The organism is Streptoalloteichus tenebrarius (assembly GCF_024171885.1).
GTDB lineage: Bacteria > Actinomycetota > Actinomycetes > Mycobacteriales > Pseudonocardiaceae > Streptoalloteichus > Streptoalloteichus tenebrarius.
Genome location: NZ_JAMTCP010000050.1, coordinates 1 through 21,326 on the forward strand (window position 1 = coordinate 1; position 21,326 = coordinate 21,326).

At 73.6% G+C, this 21,326-nt stretch carries 21 protein-coding genes and 1 pseudogene; 11 read left to right on the forward strand and 11 right to left on the reverse strand.

Going from position 1 to position 21,326, the window contains the following annotated elements:
- Positions 1 to 452: 452 nt before the first annotated feature.
- From LX15_RS27775 to LX15_RS27795, 5 genes are all read left to right on the forward strand, one after another.
- Positions 453 to 1,334 carry a helix-turn-helix domain-containing protein gene (locus LX15_RS27775; protein ID WP_253673095.1) on the forward strand — a complete coding sequence of 294 codons (882 nt, stop codon included), beginning with the start codon at positions 453 to 455 and terminating at the stop codon, positions 1,332 to 1,334.
- Entirely contained in the window at positions 1,324 to 1,527 is a 204-nt protein-coding gene (locus LX15_RS27780) for a DUF397 domain-containing protein (protein ID WP_253673097.1), read from the forward strand. The genes LX15_RS27775 and LX15_RS27780 overlap by 11 nt, the downstream gene beginning before the upstream one ends.
- A gap of 120 nt (positions 1,528 to 1,647) precedes the next feature.
- Positions 1,648 to 1,863 carry a DUF397 domain-containing protein gene (locus LX15_RS27785; RefSeq protein ID WP_253673099.1) on the forward strand — a complete coding sequence of 72 codons (216 nt, stop codon included), beginning with the start codon at positions 1,648 to 1,650 and terminating at the stop codon, positions 1,861 to 1,863.
- 120 nt (positions 1,864 to 1,983) lie between these two features.
- The gene (locus LX15_RS27790; RefSeq protein WP_253673107.1) at positions 1,984 to 2,196 is read left to right on the forward strand and encodes a DUF397 domain-containing protein; all 213 of its coding nucleotides are present in this window, start codon (positions 1,984 to 1,986) and stop codon (positions 2,194 to 2,196) included.
- A gap of 120 nt (positions 2,197 to 2,316) precedes the next feature.
- A complete protein-coding gene (locus LX15_RS27795) occupies positions 2,317 to 2,532 on the forward strand; it encodes a DUF397 domain-containing protein (protein WP_253673109.1) in 216 nt (71 codons plus the stop codon).
- 108 nt (positions 2,533 to 2,640) lie between these two features.
- On the opposite strand, the gene LX15_RS27800 is transcribed toward LX15_RS27795, so the two are convergent.
- The 11 genes and pseudogenes from LX15_RS27800 to LX15_RS27850 all read right to left on the reverse strand — a co-directional run bounded on the left by LX15_RS27800 (position 2,641) and on the right by LX15_RS27850 (position 13,714).
- Positions 2,641 to 2,841, reverse strand: a complete 201-nt coding sequence (locus LX15_RS27800) for a hypothetical protein (protein WP_253673111.1) — start codon at positions 2,839 to 2,841, stop codon at positions 2,641 to 2,643.
- Between the two features lie 55 nt (positions 2,842 to 2,896).
- Positions 2,897 to 3,256 (reverse strand): hypothetical protein, encoded by a 360-nt coding sequence (locus tag LX15_RS27805; protein WP_253673113.1) that lies wholly within the window; start codon positions 3,254 to 3,256, stop codon positions 2,897 to 2,899.
- A 474-nt stretch (positions 3,257 to 3,730) separates the two neighbouring features.
- Positions 3,731 to 4,447 carry an SDR family oxidoreductase gene (locus tag LX15_RS27810; protein ID WP_253673216.1) on the reverse strand — a complete coding sequence of 239 codons (717 nt, stop codon included), beginning with the start codon at positions 4,445 to 4,447 and terminating at the stop codon, positions 3,731 to 3,733.
- Positions 4,448 to 4,820: 373 nt separating this feature from the next.
- Positions 4,821 to 6,203, reverse strand: coding sequence for a D-glycero-beta-D-manno-heptose 1-phosphate adenylyltransferase (gene rfaE2, locus LX15_RS27815; RefSeq protein WP_253673115.1), 1,383 nt, complete (start codon positions 6,201 to 6,203; stop codon positions 4,821 to 4,823).
- A 116-nt stretch (positions 6,204 to 6,319) separates the two neighbouring features.
- Positions 6,320 to 6,868 (reverse strand): annotated as a pseudogene (locus LX15_RS27820) (D-sedoheptulose-7-phosphate isomerase); the annotation flags it as partial.
- A 62-nt stretch (positions 6,869 to 6,930) separates the two neighbouring features.
- A complete protein-coding gene (locus LX15_RS27825; protein WP_253673119.1) occupies positions 6,931 to 8,160 on the reverse strand; it encodes a glycosyltransferase in 1,230 nt (409 codons plus the stop codon).
- Positions 8,157 to 9,191, reverse strand: coding sequence for a glycosyltransferase (locus LX15_RS27830; protein ID WP_253673218.1), 1,035 nt, complete (start codon positions 9,189 to 9,191; stop codon positions 8,157 to 8,159). Before LX15_RS27830 ends, LX15_RS27825 begins: the two co-directional genes overlap by 4 nt.
- Positions 9,192 to 9,202: 11 nt before the next feature.
- Positions 9,203 to 10,243 (reverse strand): glycosyltransferase family 9 protein, encoded by a 1,041-nt coding sequence (locus LX15_RS27835; protein WP_253673121.1) that lies wholly within the window; start codon positions 10,241 to 10,243, stop codon positions 9,203 to 9,205.
- Positions 10,240 to 10,809: a D-glycero-alpha-D-manno-heptose-1,7-bisphosphate 7-phosphatase gene (locus tag LX15_RS27840; protein ID WP_253673123.1), complete on the reverse strand. Its 570-nt coding sequence runs from the start codon at positions 10,807 to 10,809 to the stop codon at positions 10,240 to 10,242. Before LX15_RS27840 ends, LX15_RS27835 begins: the two co-directional genes overlap by 4 nt.
- Positions 10,810 to 10,915: 106 nt before the next feature.
- Positions 10,916 to 12,607 (reverse strand): ATP-binding protein, encoded by a 1,692-nt coding sequence (locus tag LX15_RS27845; protein ID WP_253673125.1) that lies wholly within the window; start codon positions 12,605 to 12,607, stop codon positions 10,916 to 10,918.
- 480 nt (positions 12,608 to 13,087) lie between these two features.
- A complete protein-coding gene (locus LX15_RS27850; protein ID WP_253673127.1) occupies positions 13,088 to 13,714 on the reverse strand; it encodes an SRPBCC family protein in 627 nt (208 codons plus the stop codon).
- A gap of 236 nt (positions 13,715 to 13,950) precedes the next feature.
- Here LX15_RS27850 and LX15_RS27855 point away from each other — a divergent pair, with 236 nt between their 5' ends.
- The 6 genes from LX15_RS27855 to LX15_RS27880 all read left to right on the forward strand — a co-directional run bounded on the left by LX15_RS27855 (position 13,951) and on the right by LX15_RS27880 (position 20,679).
- A complete protein-coding gene (locus LX15_RS27855; protein WP_253673135.1) occupies positions 13,951 to 14,481 on the forward strand; it encodes an SRPBCC family protein in 531 nt (176 codons plus the stop codon).
- Positions 14,482 to 14,805: 324 nt separating this feature from the next.
- Positions 14,806 to 17,268 carry a phosphoketolase family protein gene (locus LX15_RS27860; RefSeq protein ID WP_253673137.1) on the forward strand — a complete coding sequence of 821 codons (2,463 nt, stop codon included), beginning with the start codon at positions 14,806 to 14,808 and terminating at the stop codon, positions 17,266 to 17,268.
- Positions 17,250 to 18,443: an acetate/propionate family kinase gene (locus tag LX15_RS27865; protein WP_253673145.1), complete on the forward strand. Its 1,194-nt coding sequence runs from the start codon at positions 17,250 to 17,252 to the stop codon at positions 18,441 to 18,443. Before LX15_RS27860 ends, LX15_RS27865 begins: the two co-directional genes overlap by 19 nt.
- A gap of 25 nt (positions 18,444 to 18,468) precedes the next feature.
- Positions 18,469 to 18,945, forward strand: a complete 477-nt coding sequence (locus LX15_RS27870; RefSeq protein ID WP_253673147.1) for an ATP-binding protein — start codon at positions 18,469 to 18,471, stop codon at positions 18,943 to 18,945.
- Complete coding sequence (locus LX15_RS27875; RefSeq protein WP_253673149.1) at positions 18,942 to 19,739, forward strand: SigB/SigF/SigG family RNA polymerase sigma factor; 798 nt, start codon at positions 18,942 to 18,944, stop codon at positions 19,737 to 19,739. The genes LX15_RS27870 and LX15_RS27875 overlap by 4 nt, the downstream gene beginning before the upstream one ends.
- Positions 19,726 to 20,679, forward strand: coding sequence for a glycosyltransferase family 9 protein (locus LX15_RS27880; protein ID WP_253673151.1), 954 nt, complete (start codon positions 19,726 to 19,728; stop codon positions 20,677 to 20,679). The genes LX15_RS27875 and LX15_RS27880 overlap by 14 nt, the downstream gene beginning before the upstream one ends.
- Positions 20,680 to 21,326 lie beyond the last annotated feature (647 nt).

Genomic DNA, 21,326 nt, shown 5'->3' on the forward strand with positions numbered 1-21,326 from the left:
GGTGTCTGGGTTTCTCGCGTGAGAGGTCCGGTGTGGACGGTTCCACCGGTGGCGGCGGAGGAGGTCGGAGGCGGGAACACCATCCCCGTGGGGTCGGAGCGCGTGGCGCGGCAGGGATGAGGGCGTGCCGACGGGTTGGGCCGGCACTGGTCGGGCCATGGCGAAGATCAGGCCGCCGAGGAGTGCTGCAAGACTGCCGCAGGTGACGAGCTGGATCACAGTCCCTCCCTTACAGACTGGTCGGCCATAGATGACGACCCGAGGTGAACCACATCGCCGACTGCGACCGAACGAACGAGTCGGAGAGGTGGTGCTGACACAGCCGGGGCGGGGAAGCCCTCCGCGTCATGCCCTCAAGGTAGATGCTTTATAAAGCTCTCCGGAAGCCGCCTGAACGGGTGATCGCCAGGGAGGTTGTCCCCGGGAGGGAGGCCGCTCGTACTGTTCGCGGCATGGCAAGAACGAGTCGTGCGATCGCACCAACGAACGTCCGACGCAGGCGGCTCGGCGCAGAACTGCGGCGACTCCGAGAGTCGATGAAGCTGTCGATGCAGGATGCGGCGGATGTGCTCGACAAGACGGCGCAGACGATCTCGAACATGGAGCGTGGCCGGTACGGCGTCAGCAAGGCTGAACTTGAGAAACTGCTGGTCGTCTATGGAGCCACGCAGGAGGAGCGTGAGACGCTTGAGTCCCTGAGGCGGGACGGTGCCAAGCGTGGTTGGTGGTCTACTTACGGGCTGCCGGACTGGGCGAAGCCGTACGTGGGGCTGGAGACAGATGCGGTTGCTGTTCGCAACGCCGAACCTTTGATCATTCCAGGTCTGATGCAGACCGCGAGCTATGCGGAAGCCATCCACCTGGTGGCGCGCCAGGCAACCCCACCTGAACAGGTAGCGAAGCGAGTGGATGTTCGGATCCAACGTGCACGTCGACTGCATGACGCGGAGCCGCTTGAGCTATGGGCGATCGTTGGTGAAGAGGCGTTGCGTCGGGAAGTCGGCGGCGCTCAGGTCATGACCGAGCAACTTGATCACATACTGTCACTCCTAGAGCTGCCCAATGTGACCCTTCAGGTGCTTCCGCTCAGCCATGGGGCGCACCCCTGCATGGCTGGCGGGCTTGTGTTGCTACGGTTTGCCGACCCTCTTGACCCACCCTTGGGCTACCTCGAATACCCGTTGGGCGCACATGTAGTAGAAGATGATGAAGCCGTGCGTCGCCTGGAGACCCTCTTCGATGATCTGCGCGCGCTGGCTTTGGACCCGCGGGCGTCTGTACGGCTCATCACTACGATTCGAGACGAGTACAGGAGGCGTACGGGTGGCTCTTGATCGCTCATGGCGCAAGTCGAGCCGAAGTGCCGCCAACAGCGGCAACTGCGTCGAGGTCGCCGGCATTGCGGCCGCTTTGGTGGCCGCTGTACGCGACTCGAAGAACCCGACCGGCCCAGTGCTCGTGTTCGCGCCCGCCGCGTTCACCGCGTTCGTCAACACCGTGAAGACCGGTCGGCTCGACCTGAGCTGACTATGAGCATGCACTGAGGGCGGGGGCCGACGGTCCCCGCCCTCAGTCGTTTGGCCCCTCGTTCGACAACCTGCCGTGGGGCACCATCAGGTCTGACTCGGTTCGAGGGGAGCAGTTGCGATGCGGGAGTCAGCAACTTCAGCAGTCACGAGGTGGCGCAAGTCCAGCCGGTCCTCAGGGCAAAACGGCCAGTGTGTGGAGGTCGCCGGCAAGCTAGTTGGCGTTGCTGCGGTGCGGGATTCGAAGAACCCGACCGGCCCGGCGCTCGTCTTCGCCCCGGCCGCGTTCGCCGCGTTCGTCGGGGCCGTGAAGGAGGGCCGGCTCGACCTGAGCTGACTGCGAGTGTGCACCGAGGGCGGGGGCCGACGGTCCCCGCCCTCAGTCGTTTGGCCCCTCGTTCGGCAACCTGTCGTGGGGAACCATCAGGCCTGACTCGAATCGAGGGGAGCAGTTGCGATGCGGGAGTCAGCAACTTCAGCAGTCACGAGGTGGCGCAAGAGCAGCCACAGCAGCCCGAATGGGACCGCTTGTGTCGAGGTAGCGGCTTCCGAGGATGTTGCTGCGGTGCGGGATTCGAAGAACCCGACCGGGCCGGCGTTGGTGTTCGCTTCGTCAGCGTTCACGGCGTTCATCGGGGCCGTGAAGCAGGGGCAGCTCGACTTGAGCTGACTGTGAGCATGCACTGAGGGCGGGGGCGGTCGGCCCCCGCCCTCGTTCGTTTGGCCCCTCGTTCGGCAACCTGTCGTGGGGAACCATCAGGCCTAACTCGAATCGAGGGGAGCAGTTGCGATGCGGGAGTCAGCAACTTCAGCAGTCACGAGGTGGCGCAAGTCCAGCCGCTCTTCTGGCCAGAACGGAAACTGCGTGGAGGTCGCCGGCAAGCTACTTGGCATGGCTGCGGTGCGGGATTCGAAGAACCCGACCGGCCCGGCGCTCGTCTTCGCCCCGGCCGCGTTCACCGCGTTCGTCAACACCGTGAAGACCGGTCGGCTCGACCTGAGCTGAGTGCGGTCCGGAGCTGAGGGCGGGGCTGGGCGTTGGTTGACTGCCCGGCCCCGCCTTCCCCGCTTCCGGGAGGAAGGCTGGCTGGCCCAGCTCGCCGGGAGTGGTTGGTCAATGGTCGCGGCCGAGGAGGATGTGCGGGTAGCCGCGGTGAACCTGGGGCCCCAGCTCCACTCCGAGATCGGCGATGACCTTCTCCGGGCGTGCGGTGGCGTCGTCGACATCCCGCGCCAGCACGAGACGGAATGTTCCGGTCGGGTGAACGGGATCGCCGGCGACGTGGACATGAACCTCGCGATGCGACCGCTGCACGACATCACGGGCTCGGAGGGTGATGTGAGTTGCGAGGACGCCTACAAGCGCTTCACTAGGCAAGTCCAGTGTCGGCAATGGAGTTGTCGGGAACGTACGCGAACATCTTTGCCTCGACCGCGAGGGACGAGTGATTCCCTAACCAGACGTCGGCATGGATCGCGGCCAAGGCCACGGCGCGCGACGACCCGTCAGTCCGGTAGAGCCGAGGGGATGGCCCGGGTCGGCGTCGCCTCGGAGAAGGCGTTCCACAGCAGAGCAGCGGCAGATCGGGCAGCCGCTCGGCGCTGACCGGGGTGTCGGGCAGTTCGCGGGCGGTGAGGTTGGTGAGCAGGGCGACGCGTTCGCGGTGCCATTCCAGGAAGTCGTAGTCCAGGGTGGGTGGTGGCCGGGTTCGGCGGCGAAGCTGCCGCACACCAGGTCGACCCTCTTGCCGTCGAGTTTGCGCCACAGGTCGCGGGTGCGGACGTGCTCGATGTTGAGCTGCACGCCGCGGCGCTCGAAGTCCTCGCGCAGCGCGGGCCAGACGGCGCCGAGGAACTGCACGGTGAACTCGGTGGTGCCACCACTGATCTGCTGATCATTAGCTGCTCGACCAAAGACCAGGGAGGGCCTCGCGCGCGACTACTGGGCTGTAGTAGGGGGACCCCCCACTTCTAGAGTCCCATGGGGCACCGACAGAATCCGCCCGAGGACCAGGACGCAGACGGGCGAGACGCCGGAAGATCCGCCAACCGGGTGGACTTCCGGCGTCTCGCTCGGTCTTTCCTGGATTGGGCCGCTCGGCGCGTCGCTCGGGGCTTCGCGGTCCGCACGGAAGTTCCGGTCTCCGTGGTGAAGCGGAATCCGCTCGGCCGAACCGACCACCGACCAAGACAGCCAAGGCAGCTCAGGGCCAGGAGGTCTCGGAGGTCGGGCAGACGACCAACTCCCGCACCTCGCAGCCCGGGGGCTGGGTCAGCGCCAGCAGCACCGCCCTGGCGACGTTCTCCGGCGCGTTGAGGACGCTCTCATCGGCCGGGCGGTACTTCTCGTCCCGGTCGGCGAAGAAGTTCGTCCGCATGCCGCCCGGCACCAGGAGGGTCACCCCGACCTCGCCGGCCAGCTCCGCCGCGAGCGCGCGCGTGAAGCCGACGACGCCGAACTTGGCGGCGCAGTAGGCGGTCGCGTCGCTGACGGCGCGCAGGCCCAACGTCGAGGCGACGGTCACGACGTGGCCGTGGCTGCTGGTCAGGTAGGGCAGCGCGGCGCGCACGACGGCGGCGGTGCCCAGCAGGTCGACGGCCACGACGTTGTCCCACTCCTTGCCGGGCACGTCCGCGAGCCGTCCGCAGCGGTCGATGCCGGCGGCGGTCACCACCGCGTCGAGCCCGCCCGCACGCTCCGCCAGCTCGCGCACCGCGCGTTCGGTCGCGCGCGTGTCGGCCACGTCGACGCGGGCGAAGTCCTCGTCGCGCAGGGAGTCGGGCTGGTTGAGGTCGAGCACGAGCGGACGCCCGCCGGCCTCTCTCACGGCGCGCACCACGGCGGCGCCCAGTCCGGACGAGCCCCCGCTGACCAGCACGGTGCCCGGGTTGTCCCGGCCCCGGCGGTCACTGGCGGCGATCCCCAGGTCCTGCGGTCGAATCGTCACGCTTGTCCTCCCCTCACTCGGCACTCACTCCGGCCTGACAAACAGCGGAAGGTGCTCACATCCGCCGGAAACCCGCACACCACACCGGTGGACACTCACATCCGCCGGGCACCCCCACGCCCACAGCGCCTGACAGCCGCTCACATCCGCCGGCCGCCCCACACTCACACCGCCCCACACAACTCACACCGCCCCACACAACTCACACCGCCCCACACTCACACCGCCCGACACTCACACCGCCCGACAGTCGTTCCCGCCCGACAGCCGCGCCCGTCTGACCACCACCCGGCGCTCGCCAAACAGCCGGCGAACCACCCGCCGAACCGAGCACAGCACGAAGCGCTCAGCGGGACAGGGCACGGACCAGGCCCGTCGTGGACCGGCCGCGGTGGTAGGGCACGACCACGGCCTGGCCGCCCCAGCTCCGCACCAGCTCGGCCTCGGGCAGGCGGTCGGCGGAGTAGTCGCCGCCCTTGACCCACACGTCCGGCCGCAGCCGGGCCAGGGTCGCCTCCGGGGTGTCCTCGTCGAACACCACCACCGCGTCCACAGTGGACAGAGCACGCAGCAGCTCGGCGCGGTCGCGCTGGTCGATGATCGGACGCGCGGCGCCCTTCAGTCGACGGACCGACGCGTCGGAGTTCAGGCACACCACGAGGCAGTCGCCCAGCGCCCGCGCCGCCGCGAGCGTCCTGGTGTGCCCGGCGTGCAGCAGGTCGAAACACCCACCGGTCGCCACGACGACCCCGCCGCGCGCCCGCGTGGCCGCGACCACCCGCTCCGCTTCGGCCATCCCGTCGTCCACCGGCGGCATTCCCCGGTGGTTCCCGTCGTCCATGGCGTCGACGCCGCCCGCCGCCAGGAACTCCCCGGCGGAGGTCACCGCCGCGGCGACCGCCTCGTCGGTGGGCGCTCCCTCGCGCAGCCACCGGGCGGCCGTGGCCGCGAACCGGTCGCCCGCCCCGCAGGGGTCGGCCACCGACACCTTCTGGGCCGGCGCGGCCACGGGCCCCGGCCCGCCCTGGTCGAGCAGCGCGCCGCGCGCGCCCATCGTCACCGCGACCGCCCTGGCCCGCCACTGCCGCCGCAGCGACGCCGCGCACCGCTCGGCGATCGCCAGTTCGGCCCCCTCGCCGCCGCGCTCCCCGCTGAACTGCCGGGCCTCGGCCAGGTTCGGCGTCGCGAGCCGCACGCCGGGCACGGGCGTCGCGCCCCTGGGGTGCGGGTCCCACACGACCGGAATCCGGGCCGCCAGGTCGGCGAGCAGGGCCCGCAGCGCCGGGTCCTCGGCCACGCCGCGCCCGTAGTCGGCCACCAGCACCGCCCCGGCCTCGCGCACGGCGGAGAGCATCGGCACGCTGAACGAGGGGCGCACGGAGGCCTGGCGGTCGCCCCGGTCGATGCGGGCCAGGGAGTGCCCGTCGCACCGCAGGCGCGTCTTCACCGGGGTCGGCCCCGCCGCCCGCCCCGCCACCAGGCGGACCCGGTCGCGCAGCAGGGATTCCAGCCGCTGTCCCGCCTCGTCGTCGGCCAGCGCGGTCACGAGCACGACGGGGACGCCGTCGGCGGCGGCGAGGGCGGCGGCCAGTCCCGCGCCGCCGGGCCGGGCGCGTTCCCGCCGGACGTCGAGCACGGGGGCCGGCGCGTCCGGGCAGACCCGGGTGACCGAGCCGACCACGTCGACGTCCAGCAGGGCGTCGCCCACGACCACGAGCGGTCCGGTCATGACACCCTCCTCGTCACCGACGCCGTCGCCGACGCGGGCGCGGACCCGGACGCCGGGGAGACCGGGGCGGTCAGCCCGCCGGTCCCCGTCGCCCGCCGTTGTCCGTCCATTGTGGACAAAGCGCTCTCGAAGGCCGAACAGATCATGTGCACCGCCACGAGCTGCGCCTCCTGCACGCTGGCCGTGCTGCCGGGCAGGCACAGCGCCTCGTCCGCCACCTCGGCGAGCGGATTGGGGCGCGGCCCGGTGAGCGCCCACGTCGTCGCGCCGGCCCTGCGGGCCGCGTGCGCGGCGTACAGGAGGTTGCGGCTGCGCCCGCTGGTGGACAGCAGCACCACGACGTCCCTCGGCCGCGCGTGCGCCTCCACCTGCCGGGCGAACACCTGGTCGTAGCCGTAGTCGTTGCCGATGGCGGTGAGGCTGGAGGTGTCGGCGTGCAGGGCGATCGCCGAGAACGGGCGGCGGTCGGTGGAGAACCGCCCGACCAGCTCCGCGGTGAGGTGCTGGGCCTCCGCCGCGCTCCCGCCGTTGCCCGCGGCCAACAGACGGCCACCGGCCACCAGTCGCCCTGCCAGGACCGCGCCCCACCGCGTGATCGTGGTGGCGTCGCCGCGCAGCGCGGCCAACGTCACCGTCAACGCGTCGACGTGCGCCTTGGCCGGGATGTCCGACAGCGTCGGCACCCTCCGGTCGTGATCCCCTCGCCCCTGGTTCTCCCGCGGCGCGCTCATCGCGAACCACCCGCCGCCTGGTCGGCCGTCTCGCGCGGGCGGCACTCGACGATGGCGCGCTCGTAGACCCGCCGGGTGTCCTGCGCGATGCGGTCCCAGTTGTAACGGGAGCACGCCCGGTCCCTGCCCGCCGCGCCGTAGGCGGCCCTGCGGCCGGGATCGGCCAGCAACGAGCGCAGCGCGCGGGCCAGCTCCTCCGGCCGGCGCGGCGGCACGTGCAGCCCGGTGATCCCGTCGACCACCGTGTCGGTCAGACCGCCCACGGCGGCGGCGACGACCGGCACACCACACGCCATCGCCTCCAGCGGCACGATGCCGAACGGCTCGTACCACGGGGTGCACACCACGGCGTCGGCGGAGCGCAGCAGCGCCGGCATCTCCGCGCGGGAGATCTGCCCCAGAAGCCGCACCCGGTCGGCCACGCCCTCCCGGGCGGCGTGCTCCTGGAGCCGGCGCGCCTCCTCGTCGGCGGCCAGCGCCTGCCTCGGCGGGCCGCCGGCGATCACCAGCTCGGTGTCGGGGAGCCGGCGCAGCGCGCTGATGATCGTGTCGAAGCCCTTGCGCGGCACCAGCCGGCCCACCGAGACCAGGCGGTGCGGCGCGCCGGTGGGCGCGCGCTCACCGCCGGGGCTGAACAGCTCGGGGTCGACCCCGCACGGGACCACCGAGATGTTGGCCCGCCGCACACCCATCCTGGCCAGCTCGAACACCTCGTCCGAGCACGTGGCGGCCACCCGGGTGGCCCGCTGCCCGATCTGGCGCTCCAACGCCACCCGCTCCGACGGGCTGGTGTCGAGCGCGCCCTGGTGGCGCCGCTTCACCGTGCCGAGGGCGTGGAAGGTCTGCACGACGGGCAGCCCGTGCCCCCTGGCGCCCAGCAGGGAGGCCAGGCCGGACATCCAGAAGTGGGCGTGCACCACGTCCGGTCGGTCCCTGGCCCACTCGGCGTCCAGGAACTCGGCGAACTCGCCCATGTGCGGCAGCAGCTCGTCCTTGGGCAGGCGCCGCGCGGGGCCGGCCGGCACGTGGACCACGGTCACGCCGGCGCCGGCGACCACGCGCTCGGGCAGGTCGCGCGCGTCCCGTCTGGTGTAGACGGTCACGGTGTGACCCAGCCGGGCCAACGCGGCGGACAGCTCCGCCACGTGCAGGTTCTGACCGCCGGCGTCGACCTCGCCCAACGCGGCCAGCGGGCTGGCGTGCTCGGACACCATCGCGATCCTCATGATCCACTCCCTCCCGTCGTGACCGGGACCGTCGGGGACGCCGGCCGCGCGGTCCGCGCCGCCGTGATCGTCAGCAGCCGGTCCCAGTCGGCGAGGAACGGCGCCAGGCCGTACCGGTCCAGCGCGGCCCGCCGGGCCGCCCTGCCCAGCGCGGCGGCGGCCGCCGGGTCGGCCAGCAGCTCGCGCACCGCGTCGACCAGGCCGTCCACCCGTGTCGAGATGACCCCGGCCCCCGGCGGCACCGCCTCCACCACCTCGGTGGTGGCCAGCGCGACCACCGGCATGCCCAGGTGCATCGCCTCGATCAGGGACAGTCCCAGCGAGGTCCAGCGCACGGGGTGCACGTACACCCGGCGCCGCGCGAGCTGCTCGTGCAGCTCGCGGGGGCGGAGGTTGCCCGCCGCCCTGACCCGTCCCCCCACGTCCCCGAGGGCGCCGTCGCCGCCCAGCCGGCCGGGCAGCTCCTCGGCGCCGATGCCGAACACGTCCACCGGACCGGCCGCCGCGAACCGGGGCAGCAGGTCGGTGCCGGTCACCCTCCACCGCCGCACGGGCTCGTTGATCACGACCGCGGCGCGCTCCAACTCCCCGGTGTAGCGCTCGCCGGGATCGGCGACGCCGTGCTCCACGACGACCGTCGGCGCGCGCCCCGAGTCCCACATCAGCTCGTTGAAGTGGGTGACGTGCACCAGGCAGATGTCGTCGCGGTCGGCGATGGGGTGCCGCGTGTTGGGCACCTCGCCCTTCGGCGTGTTGTGCTCGACGTACACGGCGGGCACGTCCCGGCCGGGGCGGCGGCGCAGCCACCGCTCGGCCAGCGCCAGCTCCTCCGGCCGTTGGAGCACGACCACGTCCACGTCCAGGTCCGCCAGCTCGGCGGCGGGAACCTCGACCACACCCGGCCAGTCCCACCCGGCCCGGCCGCCGCCCCACGGCCCGCCCTCGGGCAGCACGGGCATCAGGTACTCGTGCCGGCCACGCACGAACGCGTCGGTCCACGAGCCGTGGACGTGCCACAGCAGGACGCGCAGCCGTCGTTCGCTCACGCCGCGACTCCCTTCGCCAGTCGTTGCACCGCCGCCACCACGTCCCCCGCCGTCACCGAGCCGAGGCAGGGGTGCCCCGGCACCGGGCACGCGCGGGCCCTCGTCCCCCGGCACGGCGCGTCCTGGTCGCCCAGGAGCACGGTCGGCACCCGGTAGGGCGCCCACCGGGCGGCCGGCACGACCGGGGAGAACAGCGAGACGACCGGGGTGCCCACGGCGGCGGCCAGGTGGGCGGGCCCGGTGTTGCCGACGACCACGGCGTCGGCGCCGGCCAGCACGCCGGCGAGCTGGGCGAGGCTGGTCGCCCCGCCGAGGTCGAGCCCGTCCCGCCCCGCGACCAGGGCGGTCAGCTCACGTTCCCGGGGGCCTCCGGTGACCACCACGCGGTGGCCGGCGGCGGTCAGCGCCCGCACGGCCTCGGCGCAGCGCTCGGGCTGCCACGCCCTGGCGGGCACGGTGGCCCCGGGGTGCAGCACCAGGTAGGGGCCGCGCCCGACCAGGTCGGTGACGTCGGGGGGCCGGCGGACGGCCAGCCGCCCGTCGTCGCCCGGCGGCAGCCGGAACCCGGCCGCGGCGGCGACCGCCAACGCCCGCTCCGGCTCGGGCAGGTCCTCGTCGATGTCGACGTCGGGGCGCAGTCGGTGGTCCAGTAGGGAGCCCGGGTAGTCGGTGGACACCGCCGCGATCTCCGGCACCCCGGCCAGCCGCAGCAGCAGGGCCAGCGGCAGCGGGGACTGGTGGAACGAGGTCAGCACCAACGCGACCGAGGGCCGCAGCCGGGCGACCCGACCCACCAGCTCGTCCATCGCCTCCGGCCGCACCGGCTCCGGTTCGGGGTCGAGCCACGGGCAGTGCCAGGTCCACACGTCGGCGACGCCGGGCAGCAGGCGCGCGGCCTGCTCGCCCCTCGGCGAACACAGCAGGGTGACGTCGGCGGGGCCGGAGCCGCGCCCGGCGGCGGCCGCGCGGACCGAGGGCCCGGCGAGCAGCACGTCGCCGTCGCTGTCCAGCCGCGCCACCAGCACCCGTTCCCTCATCGCGCTCCCCCCAGCACCAGCAGGACGGCGGTGAGCAGGTCGGGCGCGGTCATGGGCGCGGCCAGCACCTCCTCCTGCCGGGTGACCGGGGTGGGCACCAGCACGCCGCGCGCGCCGGCGGCCCGCGCCGCCTCCACGTCGCTGCCGATGTCCCCGATCACCACGACCTCGGCGGGGGACACGCCCAGCCGGGACGCGGCCTCCAGGACCAGCCCGGGCGCGGGTTTGCGGCAGGCGCAGCCGTCCTCGGGCGCGTGGCGGCAGATCGCCCACACGTCGAACGGGCCGAGCAGCTCCTCCACCCTGCGGTTCACGGCGCGTAGTTGCCGCTCGTCGATCAGCCCGCGCCCCACGCCGGACTGGTTGGTCACCACGCCGACCGGGATGCCCCTGCGCCGGAGCACCCCGAGCGCGGCCTCCGCGGCCGGCACCGGACGAACCCTCGTGGCGTCGCCGTTGTACGGCACGTCCTGCACCAACGTGCCGTCCCTGTCGAACAGGACGGCGGCGGGCCACCCGGTCGTTTCCGGCCGGCCGAGGGTCGTGGAGATCCGCGTGGGCTTCACGTCATGAGGAGTTGCTCTTCACCGCAGCGGTAAACCCCATCGGCCGAACTACTACTCTTCGTAGTCAGCCTGGCCGCGGCGCCGGGCGTGCGTGCGTCTGAAGGAGTTAACCCTCAGTGGCGACGCCCGTGGCGTCCCCCGACCCTGTTGTGTCCACTGTGTACCGTCGCGTCGACGGAGTGCGTGATGCCTGTGGTGTCTGCGATGTCTGTGGCGTCGACGCTGTCTGTGGTGCCGACGCTGTTTGTGGTGCCGACGCTGTCCGCGGCGTCGACGCCGCGGTGGGCGCCCCGCCGGAGTCCTCACCCCGGTCCCGCCGGCACCGCCCCGGCCGCCACCCCTCGGCCACGACGTCGGCGACCTGGCGCAGCCCCGCGAGGCTGACGGCCTCGTCCACGCCGCTGCCCGGCGGGACGAGCACGGCGAGCCGCTGGCCGACCGCGGCGGCGGCCTCGGCCACGTCGAACAGCGCCCGCACGGCGCCGTCGGAGACCTCGCCGACCCCGCTCAGGTCCACCAGGACGGGCACGGTGCCGCCGCGCGCGACGCGCAGGAGGGCACGGCGCAGCGCGGGACCGGCCCGCTCCGGCAACTCGCCCCGGACGACGACCCGCCCCGGCCCGCCCCGCAGGTCCAGGCTGAACGACTCCGCCTCGGCGACCGTCTCCTCGCCCCTGGCGGGCGCCTCGCGGCGAGGCGTCCTGCGCAACGTCACCGTGGTCCCGGTCGGCGACGGGTCCACCACCACGCGGTCGACGCACTCCTGCATGAGCAGCAGGCCACGGCCCCGCAACCCCGGATCCGCCCCTGGCGGCCGCCACCGGCCCCCGTCGGCCACGACGACCTGGATGGTGCCGTCCCGCTCGACCGACCCGCTCACCCGCACCAGGCCGTCCTGCCCCTCCGGGTAGGCGTGCTCCACGGCGTTGGCGGCGGCCTCGCCCACCGCCTGCTCCACACCCTGCGCGTCGTCCTCCCCCGCCCCGATCTCGGCCAGCCAGCGGCGCAGCTCCTCCCGCACGCCCGGCAACCGGCCGGGCCGCGCGGGGAAGGTCACGGTGAGGGTCGGCGGCGGGGGCTGGGGCGTGAGCGCCAGCACGACCGCGCCGAGGCCGCCCAACCCCAGCGGCTGTCGGGCGATCCGCTCGGCGAGGCGACCGCACAGCGCCTCGGGGTCGTGGCAGGGCAGGCGGGCCACCAGGTCGGCCAGCCGGCGCTCGGGGCTCCCACCCCCGGGGCTCCGGCGGGCCGCGCCCGCGGTGTGCAGCACCAGCATCTCGTGGGGACCCAGCACCGAACGCGCGGTGGCGGCCGGGGAGAGGGGCGGCGCGCCGATCCCGAGCGGCCCCGTGCGGTCGCCGACGAACTGGCGCACCACTCCGCCCTGACCCAACGCGAGCGGGCTCGGGGAGCCGGCGCACGCGACCCGCACGACCGCGTCGGCGGGATCGAACAACACCAGGGTCAGGGTGGCGCCCCGCAGCTCGGGCAGGATCTCGGCGAACCGGTGCAGGCCCACCACCGCGCGCGTCGGATCGGTGCCGTGCAACAGTTCCATCGCCAACGCGCCCCGCAGGCGCTCCACGGCGGTAAAGGCCGCGACGGCGTCGTGGAGCACCGGCAGATGGCCGACGGTCAGGGCGAGCCGGCCGCCGTCGAGGGCGAGCACGTCGTAGAAGTCCCGGCCGGCCCGGCGTTCCGTCCCTGGCACGATCCGCACGGCGACCCGGGCTCCCGGCACGCACGGCAGGGAAACCGTCTCGGGGACCCGCGCCCGCGCGGTCCTCTCGTCCGACACGTCCGCTCCCTGGTCAACACCCCCGACAGGGGCTTCCCAGCACAGCGCGGCACGGACGACCACGCGACCCTGTGGCCCGTTCCTCCCCACGTCGTCCCGCCACGCCAGGGCTTCCCGAGGGGCGGGACGACCAAACGCCGCGTCGATCGAGCGGCGACCGGGGACCGACCATCACACGGCCGAGCGGAGCCCTTCGAGCGGCGCCCTCCGAGCACTGCACGGCCGGGGGCCGTCCGGTCGAACGCGGTCCGACCGACCCGATCGGCAGAACCGATCAGCAGAACCGATCGGGGCAGCCGATCGGGGCAGCCGATCGGGGCAGCCGATCAGCAGAACCGATCGGGAGAAGATCGGGAGAACCGATCGGGAGAACGTCGGCAGGACACGGTGCGGCGGACGGCCGTCGGACCGAACAGGGGGCCGGCCCGACGCTGGACCACCGCGTGGCCGGTCAGCGACGCGCGACGCCCTGGGGACGGTCTAGTGCCGCCGTCCGTGGTGGACGGGCGAGGGCAGCGGCGTCACCTCGCCGTCGGCCAACCGGTCGGCCAACGCGCACTCCATGCGGTGCAGGGCGTCCTCCAACCGTCGCTGAGGATCACCCGCGAACTGGCGCACCAGCCCGCGGCCGGGACGCCACCACATGCGGGCGTGGACCCGGGTGGTGTGCTTCCACGGTCCCGGGCGGAGCCGGATCTGCACCCCGCACACGCCGGGGTGTCCCCCCGCGCGCCAGGCCACCAGTTGCCGGTCCCGGTCGGCGGTGCGCTCCACCGGCACCACCAGCGGAACGCCGTTGGCGCCGACCAGGTGCGCCCGCACCCTGCGGTCGTCGACCCGCTCGATGCGCCGGATCTCCGTCACGAGGTCGGCCAGCACGCACGCGTCCCGGCAGTACCGGTACACCGCCTCCAACGGCTCGCCGACCGTCCAGTCCGTGACCACCTCGCGGCCCCGCATGGACGCGGCGAGCCGGTCCAGCGGCCGGGCGGGCGCCCTGGCCACCGCCACGGCGGCCACCGCGGCCAGCGGCGCCGCCCATCCCAGCCACCGCCGCCACCGCCGTCCGGTCCGGCCTGTCGTCCGCTCGCGCCTGCTCTCGCGCATGACTGTCGCCTCCCGACCTCGGCGAGCGCCCTGGAGCCGGCCACGCCACACCACTCCGGGGCGGCCGACCACCAGTGCACACCCAGCACCCGGGAAGCGCTACCCGCGACCACGCGGGTGTAACCGCCGGACGCGTGGGGTAGCCGACCCGAAACAGGCACAGACCGGCGACAGGGGTTCCGACCGGCCGGCGCACCGCTCCCCCGGTGACCGCCGGCCCCAGGAGGGAGGCCGACGTGACGACCATCGTCAAGTCCGTCGACGTCGAGGTCCCGGTGCACACCGCGTACAACCAGTGGACCCAGTTCACGACCTTCCCCAGATTCATGGCCGGGGTGCGCCGGGTCGACCAGCTCAGCGACACGATGACGCACTGGGACACCGAGATCGCCGGCGTCCACCGCGAGTTCGACGCGCGGATCACCGAGCAACGCCCGGACGAGCGGATCGCCTGGCGGGCCGTGGACGGCCCCGAGCAGAGCGGGGTGGTGACCTTCCACCGGCTCGACGACACCCACACCAGGGTGCACCTCCAGATGGAGTTCGAGCCCTCGGGGTTCACCGAGCTGGCCGGGGCCGCGCTGGGCCTGGTGGAGCGCCGGGTCCAGGGCGACCTGGACCGGTTCAAGACGTTCATCGAGGCGCGCGGCCAGGAGACCGGGGCGTGGCGCGGGCACATCGCCCGACCGCCGCAGGCCGGCGACGTGCGGTTCACCGAGCACGGTCCCGGACCCGTCCACCGGCCCGGCCAGTCCCCGGCCCGGTGAGCGCGGCGTCGGGACCGCACCTGGCGCACGGGACCCTCTCCGCCGCCCCGACCCGCGAGGCCCTCGCCGCGGGCGGGTCGGCCGGCGGACGCGCCGCCGTGACCGGCCGGCGGCGCGTCCGCCCCTCCACACAGTCCCGGGGGCAGGGGACGGGCGACAGCCGGGCCTGCGAGCGCGCCGACGGCGCCGAACCCGAACATCCCCGATCGCGCCGACGACGGCCGACGACGGCCGACGACCGGCTGAAGAGCGCTGATGACCACTGATGACCGCTGACGGACCCGGACCCGGCCGCCCGACCACGGTGACCAGGAGGAGGCGACCATGACCGTGACGACGAGCGGCTCCCCGGGAGCCCCGTCGACCACGTCACCGCGCGACGACCGGACCACCCGCTACCGGCGTGCCGCCGACTTCGTCGCCGCCGCCATGATCTACCTGCGGGACAACGTGGTGCTCCGCGAGCCGCTGCGGCCGGAACACCTCAAGCCGCGGCTGTTGGGCCACTGGGGCACCTGCCCAGGGATCACCTATGTCTACAGTGGACTCAACGGGCTGGTGCGGAGGACGGGGCAGCGCACGTTGTTCGTCGTCGGCCCCGGGCACGGCGCGCCCGCCGTGCACGCGAACCTCTGGTTGGAGGGGACCCACGCCGACCACGACCCGGCGCTGTCCAGGGACGCCGCCGGGCTCGCCGAGCTGGTCCGGCGCTTCTCCTGGCCGGGCGGCTTCCCCAGCCACCTGTCGCCGCAGGTCCCCGGCGTGATCCACGAGGGTGGCGAGCTGGGCTACGCCCTGGCCACCGCGTTCGGCGCGGCGCTGGACGACCCCGACCTGATGGTGGCGTGCCTGGTCGGCGACGGGGAGGCGGAGACGGGCCCGACGGCCGGGTCGTGGCACTGCCCGAAGTTCCTCGACCCCGTGCGCTGCGGCTCCGTGCTGCCCGTGCTGCACCTCAACGGCTACAAGATCTCCTCGCCCACCATCTACGGGACGATGGACGACGAGGAGCTGAGCGACTACTTCCGGGGCGCCGGCTGGTCGCCGCACATCGTCGACGTCACCGCCCTCCGTGATCTGTCCACTTCGGACACCGGCGGCGCGGATGGCGCCGACGCGGAGGCGGGCGCGCGGGCCGACCGGCTGCTCGCCGAGTCCCTGGACGCCGCGCACGCCGAGATCACCGCGTTGCGCCAACGGTGCCGCGAGGGCGACTGGCCCGGCCGGCCCGTGTGGCCGATGCTCGTCGTGCGCAGCCCCAAGGGGTGGGGAGCGCCCGAGCGCGACAGCCGCGGCGTCCCCCTGGCCGGCACTTTCCACGCCCACCAGGTCCCCCTGCCCGACGTCGCCACCGATCCCGACCAGCTCGCCCTGCTGGAGGAGTGGCTGCGGTCCTACCGCCCCGAGGAGCTGTTCGACGAGGACGGGCGACCCGCGCCGGACCTGCTGGAGGTGCCGCCCGAGGGCGACCTGCGACTGGGGTCGGTCCCCCAGGCCAACGGGGGCCGTCTGCGCCGCGACCTCCCCCTGCCGCCCCTGCGCCCCCACGCGGTCGACGTCCCCTCGCCGGGCGCGGCGGAGGCCGGTGCGACCACGACGTTGGCGAACTGGCTCACCGACCTCATGCGCGCCACCGAGGACCGCCGCGACTTCCGCATCGTCTGCCCCGACGAACTGGAGTCCAACAAGCTCGGCGCGGTGCTGTCGACGACGGGACGCGCCTACACCTGGCCGGTCCCCGGCTACTCCGAGCACCTCGCCACCGACGGGCGCGTCATGGAGGTCCTGTCGGAGCACCTGTGCCAGGGCTTCCTCCAGGGCTACCTGTTGACCGGCCGGCACGGCCTGTTCCCGTGCTACGAGGCTTTTGTGTCCATTGTGGACGGAATGGTCAACCAGTACGCCAAGTTCCTGAAGATGGCGGGCGAGGTGGCCTGGCGCGCGCCGGTCGCCAGCCTCAACTACCTCCTCACCAGCGAGGGCTGGCGGCAGGAGCACAACGGCTACAGCCACCAGGGCCCCGGGTTCATCAACAGCATGCTCAACAAGAAGGCGTCGGTCAGCCGGATCTACCTCCCGCCCGACGCCAACACGCTGCTCGTCGTGATGCGCCACTGCCTCGGCACGACCAACCGGATCAACGTCGTGGTGGCCGGGAAACAGCCCGCGCAGCAGTGGCTGGACCTCGACGCCGCCGAGGCGCACTGCCGGGCTGGCGCGGGCGTGTGGGAGTGGGCGTGCAACGACGGCGGGCGGCCCCGCGACCCGGAACGACCCGACGTGGTGCTCGCGTGCGCGGGCAACATCCCCACGGTCGAGGTCCTCGGCGCGGCGTGGCTGTTGCGCCGGCACGCGCCCGAGCTGCGGGTCCGGGTCGTCAACGTGGTCGACCTCCTGGTGCTCCCGCCGCCACGGCGCCACCCGCACGGCATGGACGAGACCGAGTTCGCCGCCTGCTTCGGCGACGACGCGCCCGTGGTGTTCGGGTTCCACGGCTACCCCTCGGCCGTGCACGAGCTGTTGCACGGCCGGGCCGACCCGAACCGGTTCCACGTCCACGGATACCTGGAGGAGGGGACCACGACCACCCCGTACGACCTGTTGGCCAGCAACCGGATGACGCGGCACGACCTCGCCGCGGCGGCGGTCTCCCGGGCGCGGGGCTGGGCCTCGCGCGGCGGCGCGGTCGCCGAGGCGCTGCGCGAGGAGCGGGACGACATCCTGCGCCGGGCCCACCGGGACGGGGAGGACCCCGAGGAGATCACTGGATGGCGGTGGACCTCATGACCCGGACCTCGGCAGTCCTCAGCGTCAACGGCGGCTCGTCGAGCCTCCAGCTCCACCTGGTGCGCGTCGACGGGGAGGACCCGGACGCGCCCGAGACCGTCATCGCCGAGCACGCCGTCGACCACGCGCCGGACACCCCGCCGGCGACCAAGGCGCTGCACGATTTCGTGCGCTGCTCGGGGATGGTGTCGATCCGCGCGGTCGGGCACCGGCTCGTGCACGGCGGCCCCTGGCTGCGCCGGCCCACCCTCGTCGACGACCACGCGCTGGCCGCCGCACGCCGGGCGGCGTCGCTGGCGCCGGTGCACGTGCCGTCGGCGCTCCGCCTGCTCGGGACGACGCGCACCCTGCTGCCCGACACACCCCACGTGCTGTGCCCGGACACCGCCTTCCACGCCGGGCTGCCCGAGGCGGCCAGCACCTACGCCCTGCCGCTCGCCTGGCGTTCCCGGTTCGGACTGCGGCGCTTCGGGTTCCACGGCCTGTCCTACGCGTGGGCGCTGCGCCGCGCGGCGAAGCTGCTGGGCCGGCCCGTGACCGAACTCCAGCTCCTGCTGACGCACCTCGGCGGCGGCTGCTCGGTGTGCGCGGTGCGCGACGGGCGCAGCGTCGACACCTCGATGGGCTTCACGCCGCTGGAGGGCGTGCCCATGACGAAACGGTCGGGCAGTGTCGACCCCGGCATGCTTCTGTGGCTGCTGGAAGAAGGCGGGCTGACGCCGAGCGAGCTGTCCGAGGGCCTCTACCGGCGGTCGGGGCTGCTGGGCCTGTCGGCGGGACGCTCGGCCGACACCCGGGAGCTGGTCCCGGCCGCCGCCTCCGGCGACTCGGCGTCCCGGCTGGCGCTGGACGTCTTCGCCCACCGCGTGCGCGGGGAGCTGGCCGCGGCCGCCACGAGCCTGGACCGGATCGACGCGCTGGTGTTCACCGGCGAGATCGGCTGGGACCAGCCGGAGGTGCGGGAGGCCGTCTGCGCGGGGCTGGGCCTGCTGGGCGTGCGGGGCGGGCTGGCCGGCAACCGGAAGGACGACGGGCCGATCAGCCCCCCGGGGGCGGCCGTTCCGGTGCTCGTCGTCCGTCCGCGTGAGGAGCTTCAGATCGCCCGGGACACGTGGTCGGCACTACCGTCGGAGCGGGATCCGTCCGGTGTCGTCGGCCATCGGGCGACGACGTGAACAGGCGAGTGGTGGAGGTCCGAAGGTGTCGAGTGCGCATCCCCACGTCGAGGGAGCCGGCGAGGCCGGGAGCCACGCGGCCGCCCGGCGCGGCGTCGACCGTCCCAGCCGCGTCGACCTGCGCATCGACGCGCGCCCCGGCCAGCTCTCCGTGGTCCGCGCCGTCGCCGCCGACCTGGCCATGCACCAGGACTTCGACCTCGACGCGATCTCCGACCTGCGGCTGGCCGTCGACGAGGCGTGCGCCGAGCTGATCGGGCTCGCCGCCGGCGACAGCGGGCTGCACTGCCGGTTCGAGGTGCGGCCGCAGGAGATCAGGATGGCCGCCGAGGTCCTCTCGGCCGACAGCAGAGCCCCCCGCCAGGACAGCTTCGGCTGGCGGGTGCTGGCCGCGCTGGTGGACCAGGTGTGGGCGACCACCGCCCCCGCCTCGGCCGACCCCGGCGGCCACGTGGTGCGGATCGAGCTGGTCAAGCGGCGGACCCGGGAGGTGGACGGGTGAGGCCACCGACCGGCCGCGACACCAACTCCCGGTCCCCGGACTACGACCACCTCGCGCCGCTGTTCCACGAGATGGCGGGGCTGTCGGACGACGACCCGCGCCGCGCCGTGCTGCGGGAGAAGCTGGTCACCGAGCACCTGCCGGTGGCCCAGCACATCGCGCGGCGGTTCAGCAACCGGGGCGAGCCGCACGAGGACCTCGTCCAGGTCGCCACCCTCGGCCTGATCAACGCCGTCGACCGGTTCCAGCCCGACCGGGGCGTGGACTTCCTGTCCTTCGCCGTCCCGACGATCATGGGCGAGGTGCGCCGGCACTTCCGGGACACCGGGTGGGCCGTCCGGGTGCCGCGCCGGCTCAAGGAACTGCACCTGTCGATCAACGCGGCGATCGGCGAGCTGTCCCAGCGCCTGGGGCGCGCGCCCACGCCCAGCGAGCTGGCCGGCCACCTCGGCATCTCCCAGGAGGAGGTGTTCGAGGGTCTGGAGGCCACCAACGCCTACCGCAGCGCCTCCCTGGACGACATGCTCGTCGCCGACGACGACTCGGTGTCGCTGGGCGACGCCATCGGCGAGGTCGACACCGAGCTGGCGCAGGTGGAGTACCGCGAGACGCTCAAACCGCTGCTGGCCCGGCTGCCCGAGCGCGAGCGCACGGTGCTCGTGCTGCGGTTCTTCGGCAACATGACGCAGACCCAGATCGCGGAGCGGATCGGCGTGTCCCAGATGCACGTCTCCCGGCTGCTCGCGCGGACGCTCGCCCAGCTTCGGGAGGAGCTGCGCGATGCGACGGGATGAGGACGACGTGCTCCCACCGCGCGTGGTGGCGCTCCGCGCGTTGAAGCTCGGCGACCTGTTGGTGGCCGTGCCCGCGCTGCGGGCGTTGCGCCGCGCGTTCCCCAACCACCTGATCCAGCTCGCCACGAGCGGATGGCTGGCCCCGGTCGTGCGGCTGACCAGGGCGGTCGACCAGGTGCTGCCCACCAGGGGGCTCGCGCCGCTGGGGCCGTTGGCCTGGCGGCCGGACGTGGCGGTGAACCTGCACGGGGCCGGCCCGCGCAGCAGCCAGGTGCTCGACGCGGTGCGGCCCCGCCGGCGCATCGGCCACGCCGGCGCGGGGTGGAGCGGCCCGGCGTGGCGGGACGACATCCACGAGCGGGAGCGCTGGTGCCGACTGCTCGCCGCGCACGACGTGCCCGCCGACCCCGACGACCTGCTGCTGGCCCGCCCGGACGTGGCGAGCCCGGCGCCCGGCGCGGTGGTGCTGCACCCCGGCGCGGCCCACGGCAGCCGGCACTGGCCCGTCGACCGGTTCGTCGCCGTGGCGCGGACCCTCGTCGGTCGGGGGCTGCCCGTGGTCGTGACGGGCGCGGGCGCGGAGCGGGAGCGCGCCGAGGAGGTCGCCGCGCTCGCCGGCCTGCCCGACGCGGCGGTGCTGGCCGGCCGCACCGACCTGCCCCAGCTCACCGCGCTCGTGGCCGACGCCCGGCTGGTGATCTCGGCGGACACCGGGGTCGCCCACCTCTCCTACGCCTACCGCACGCCCTCGGTGGTGCTCTTCGGCCCCGTGCCCGCGGCGTGGTGGGGTCCCCCGGCGAACGGCCCGCACGTGGCCCTGTCGGACGACGCGGCGCGCCGCGGCGACCCGTTCGCGGCCGACCCGGACCCGGCCTTGCTCGGCGTGGGCGTCGACGCCGTCCTCGACGCCGTGGACCGCCTGCTGCCCGACCACCACTGACCCGGACTTGGCCGGCTTGGTCAGGCCACCGCTAACGCGGGCTTGGTCGGCTTGGTCAGGCCACCGCTGCCCCGGGCTTGGCCGATTTGGTCAGGCCACCGCTGCCCCGGGCTTGGCCGATTTGGTCAGGCCACGGCTGACCCGGACTTGGTCGCGTGTCCCTCGGCAGCGCCAAGCCCTCGCGCATGGGCTCAACCCCCACCCCGGGGCCATCAAGATCCACATCGGCGGGCGGAGGAACGCGCACGCGCGCGACTACTACCCAGAAGTAAGGGGGAACCCCCACTTCAAACATCCCATCCGGGTCTGACAAAAAGAGCCCTGCTCAGGGTGCTGAAGCAGCAGATCACCCGAACGAGACAGCATCCTGGCCGTCGTCGGCTTTCACGAGCATCGTCAAAGTCTTCCTGGCCGTCGTCTGGTGCGACCTCCGTCGTCGGAGACCCGCCGGGAAGCACCAGATGGCTCCAGCGCGATCGGACGACTCTGGGCGTCCTCAGGGGCCTCGCGCATCGGCTGGTCCCGGCCGTCGTCAGGTGTTCCGGCACCGAGGTGTTCCGGCACCGTCAGTTGACTCTGGACGTCGTCAGTCAACTCCGGGCATCGAAGGTGACCCGTGCATCGCCCGGCCCTGAGGCCCTCAGCCG

What these genes read in the sequence shown, in the direction of transcription:
- LX15_RS27785 (WP_253673099.1), top strand. Translation starts at nt 1,648, where the DNA reads ATGCGGGAGTCAGCAACTTCAGCAGTCACGAGGTGGCGCAAGTCCAGC.
- LX15_RS27795 (WP_253673109.1), top strand. Translation starts at nt 2,317, where the DNA reads ATGCGGGAGTCAGCAACTTCAGCAGTCACGAGGTGGCGCAAGTCCAGC.
- LX15_RS27790 (WP_253673107.1), top strand. Translation starts at nt 1,984, where the DNA reads ATGCGGGAGTCAGCAACTTCAGCAGTCACGAGGTGGCGCAAGAGCAGC.
- LX15_RS27825 (WP_253673119.1), bottom strand. Translation starts at nt 8,160, where the DNA reads ATGAGGATCGCGATGGTGTCCGAGCACGCCAGCCCGCTGGCCGCGTTG.
- rfaE2 (WP_253673115.1), bottom strand. Translation starts at nt 6,203, where the DNA reads ATGACCGGACCGCTCGTGGTCGTGGGCGACGCCCTGCTGGACGTCGAC.
- LX15_RS27775 (WP_253673095.1), top strand. Translation starts at nt 453, where the DNA reads ATGGCAAGAACGAGTCGTGCGATCGCACCAACGAACGTCCGACGCAGG.
- LX15_RS27865 (WP_253673145.1), top strand. Translation starts at nt 17,250, where the DNA reads ATGGCGGTGGACCTCATGACCCGGACCTCGGCAGTCCTCAGCGTCAAC.
- LX15_RS27835 (WP_253673121.1), bottom strand. Translation starts at nt 10,243, where the DNA reads ATGAGGGAACGGGTGCTGGTGGCGCGGCTGGACAGCGACGGCGACGTG.
- LX15_RS27880 (WP_253673151.1), top strand. Translation starts at nt 19,726, where the DNA reads ATGCGACGGGATGAGGACGACGTGCTCCCACCGCGCGTGGTGGCGCTC.
- LX15_RS27850 (WP_253673127.1), bottom strand. Translation starts at nt 13,714, where the DNA reads ATGCGCGAGAGCAGGCGCGAGCGGACGACAGGCCGGACCGGACGGCGG.
- LX15_RS27860 (WP_253673137.1), top strand. Translation starts at nt 14,806, where the DNA reads ATGACCGTGACGACGAGCGGCTCCCCGGGAGCCCCGTCGACCACGTCA.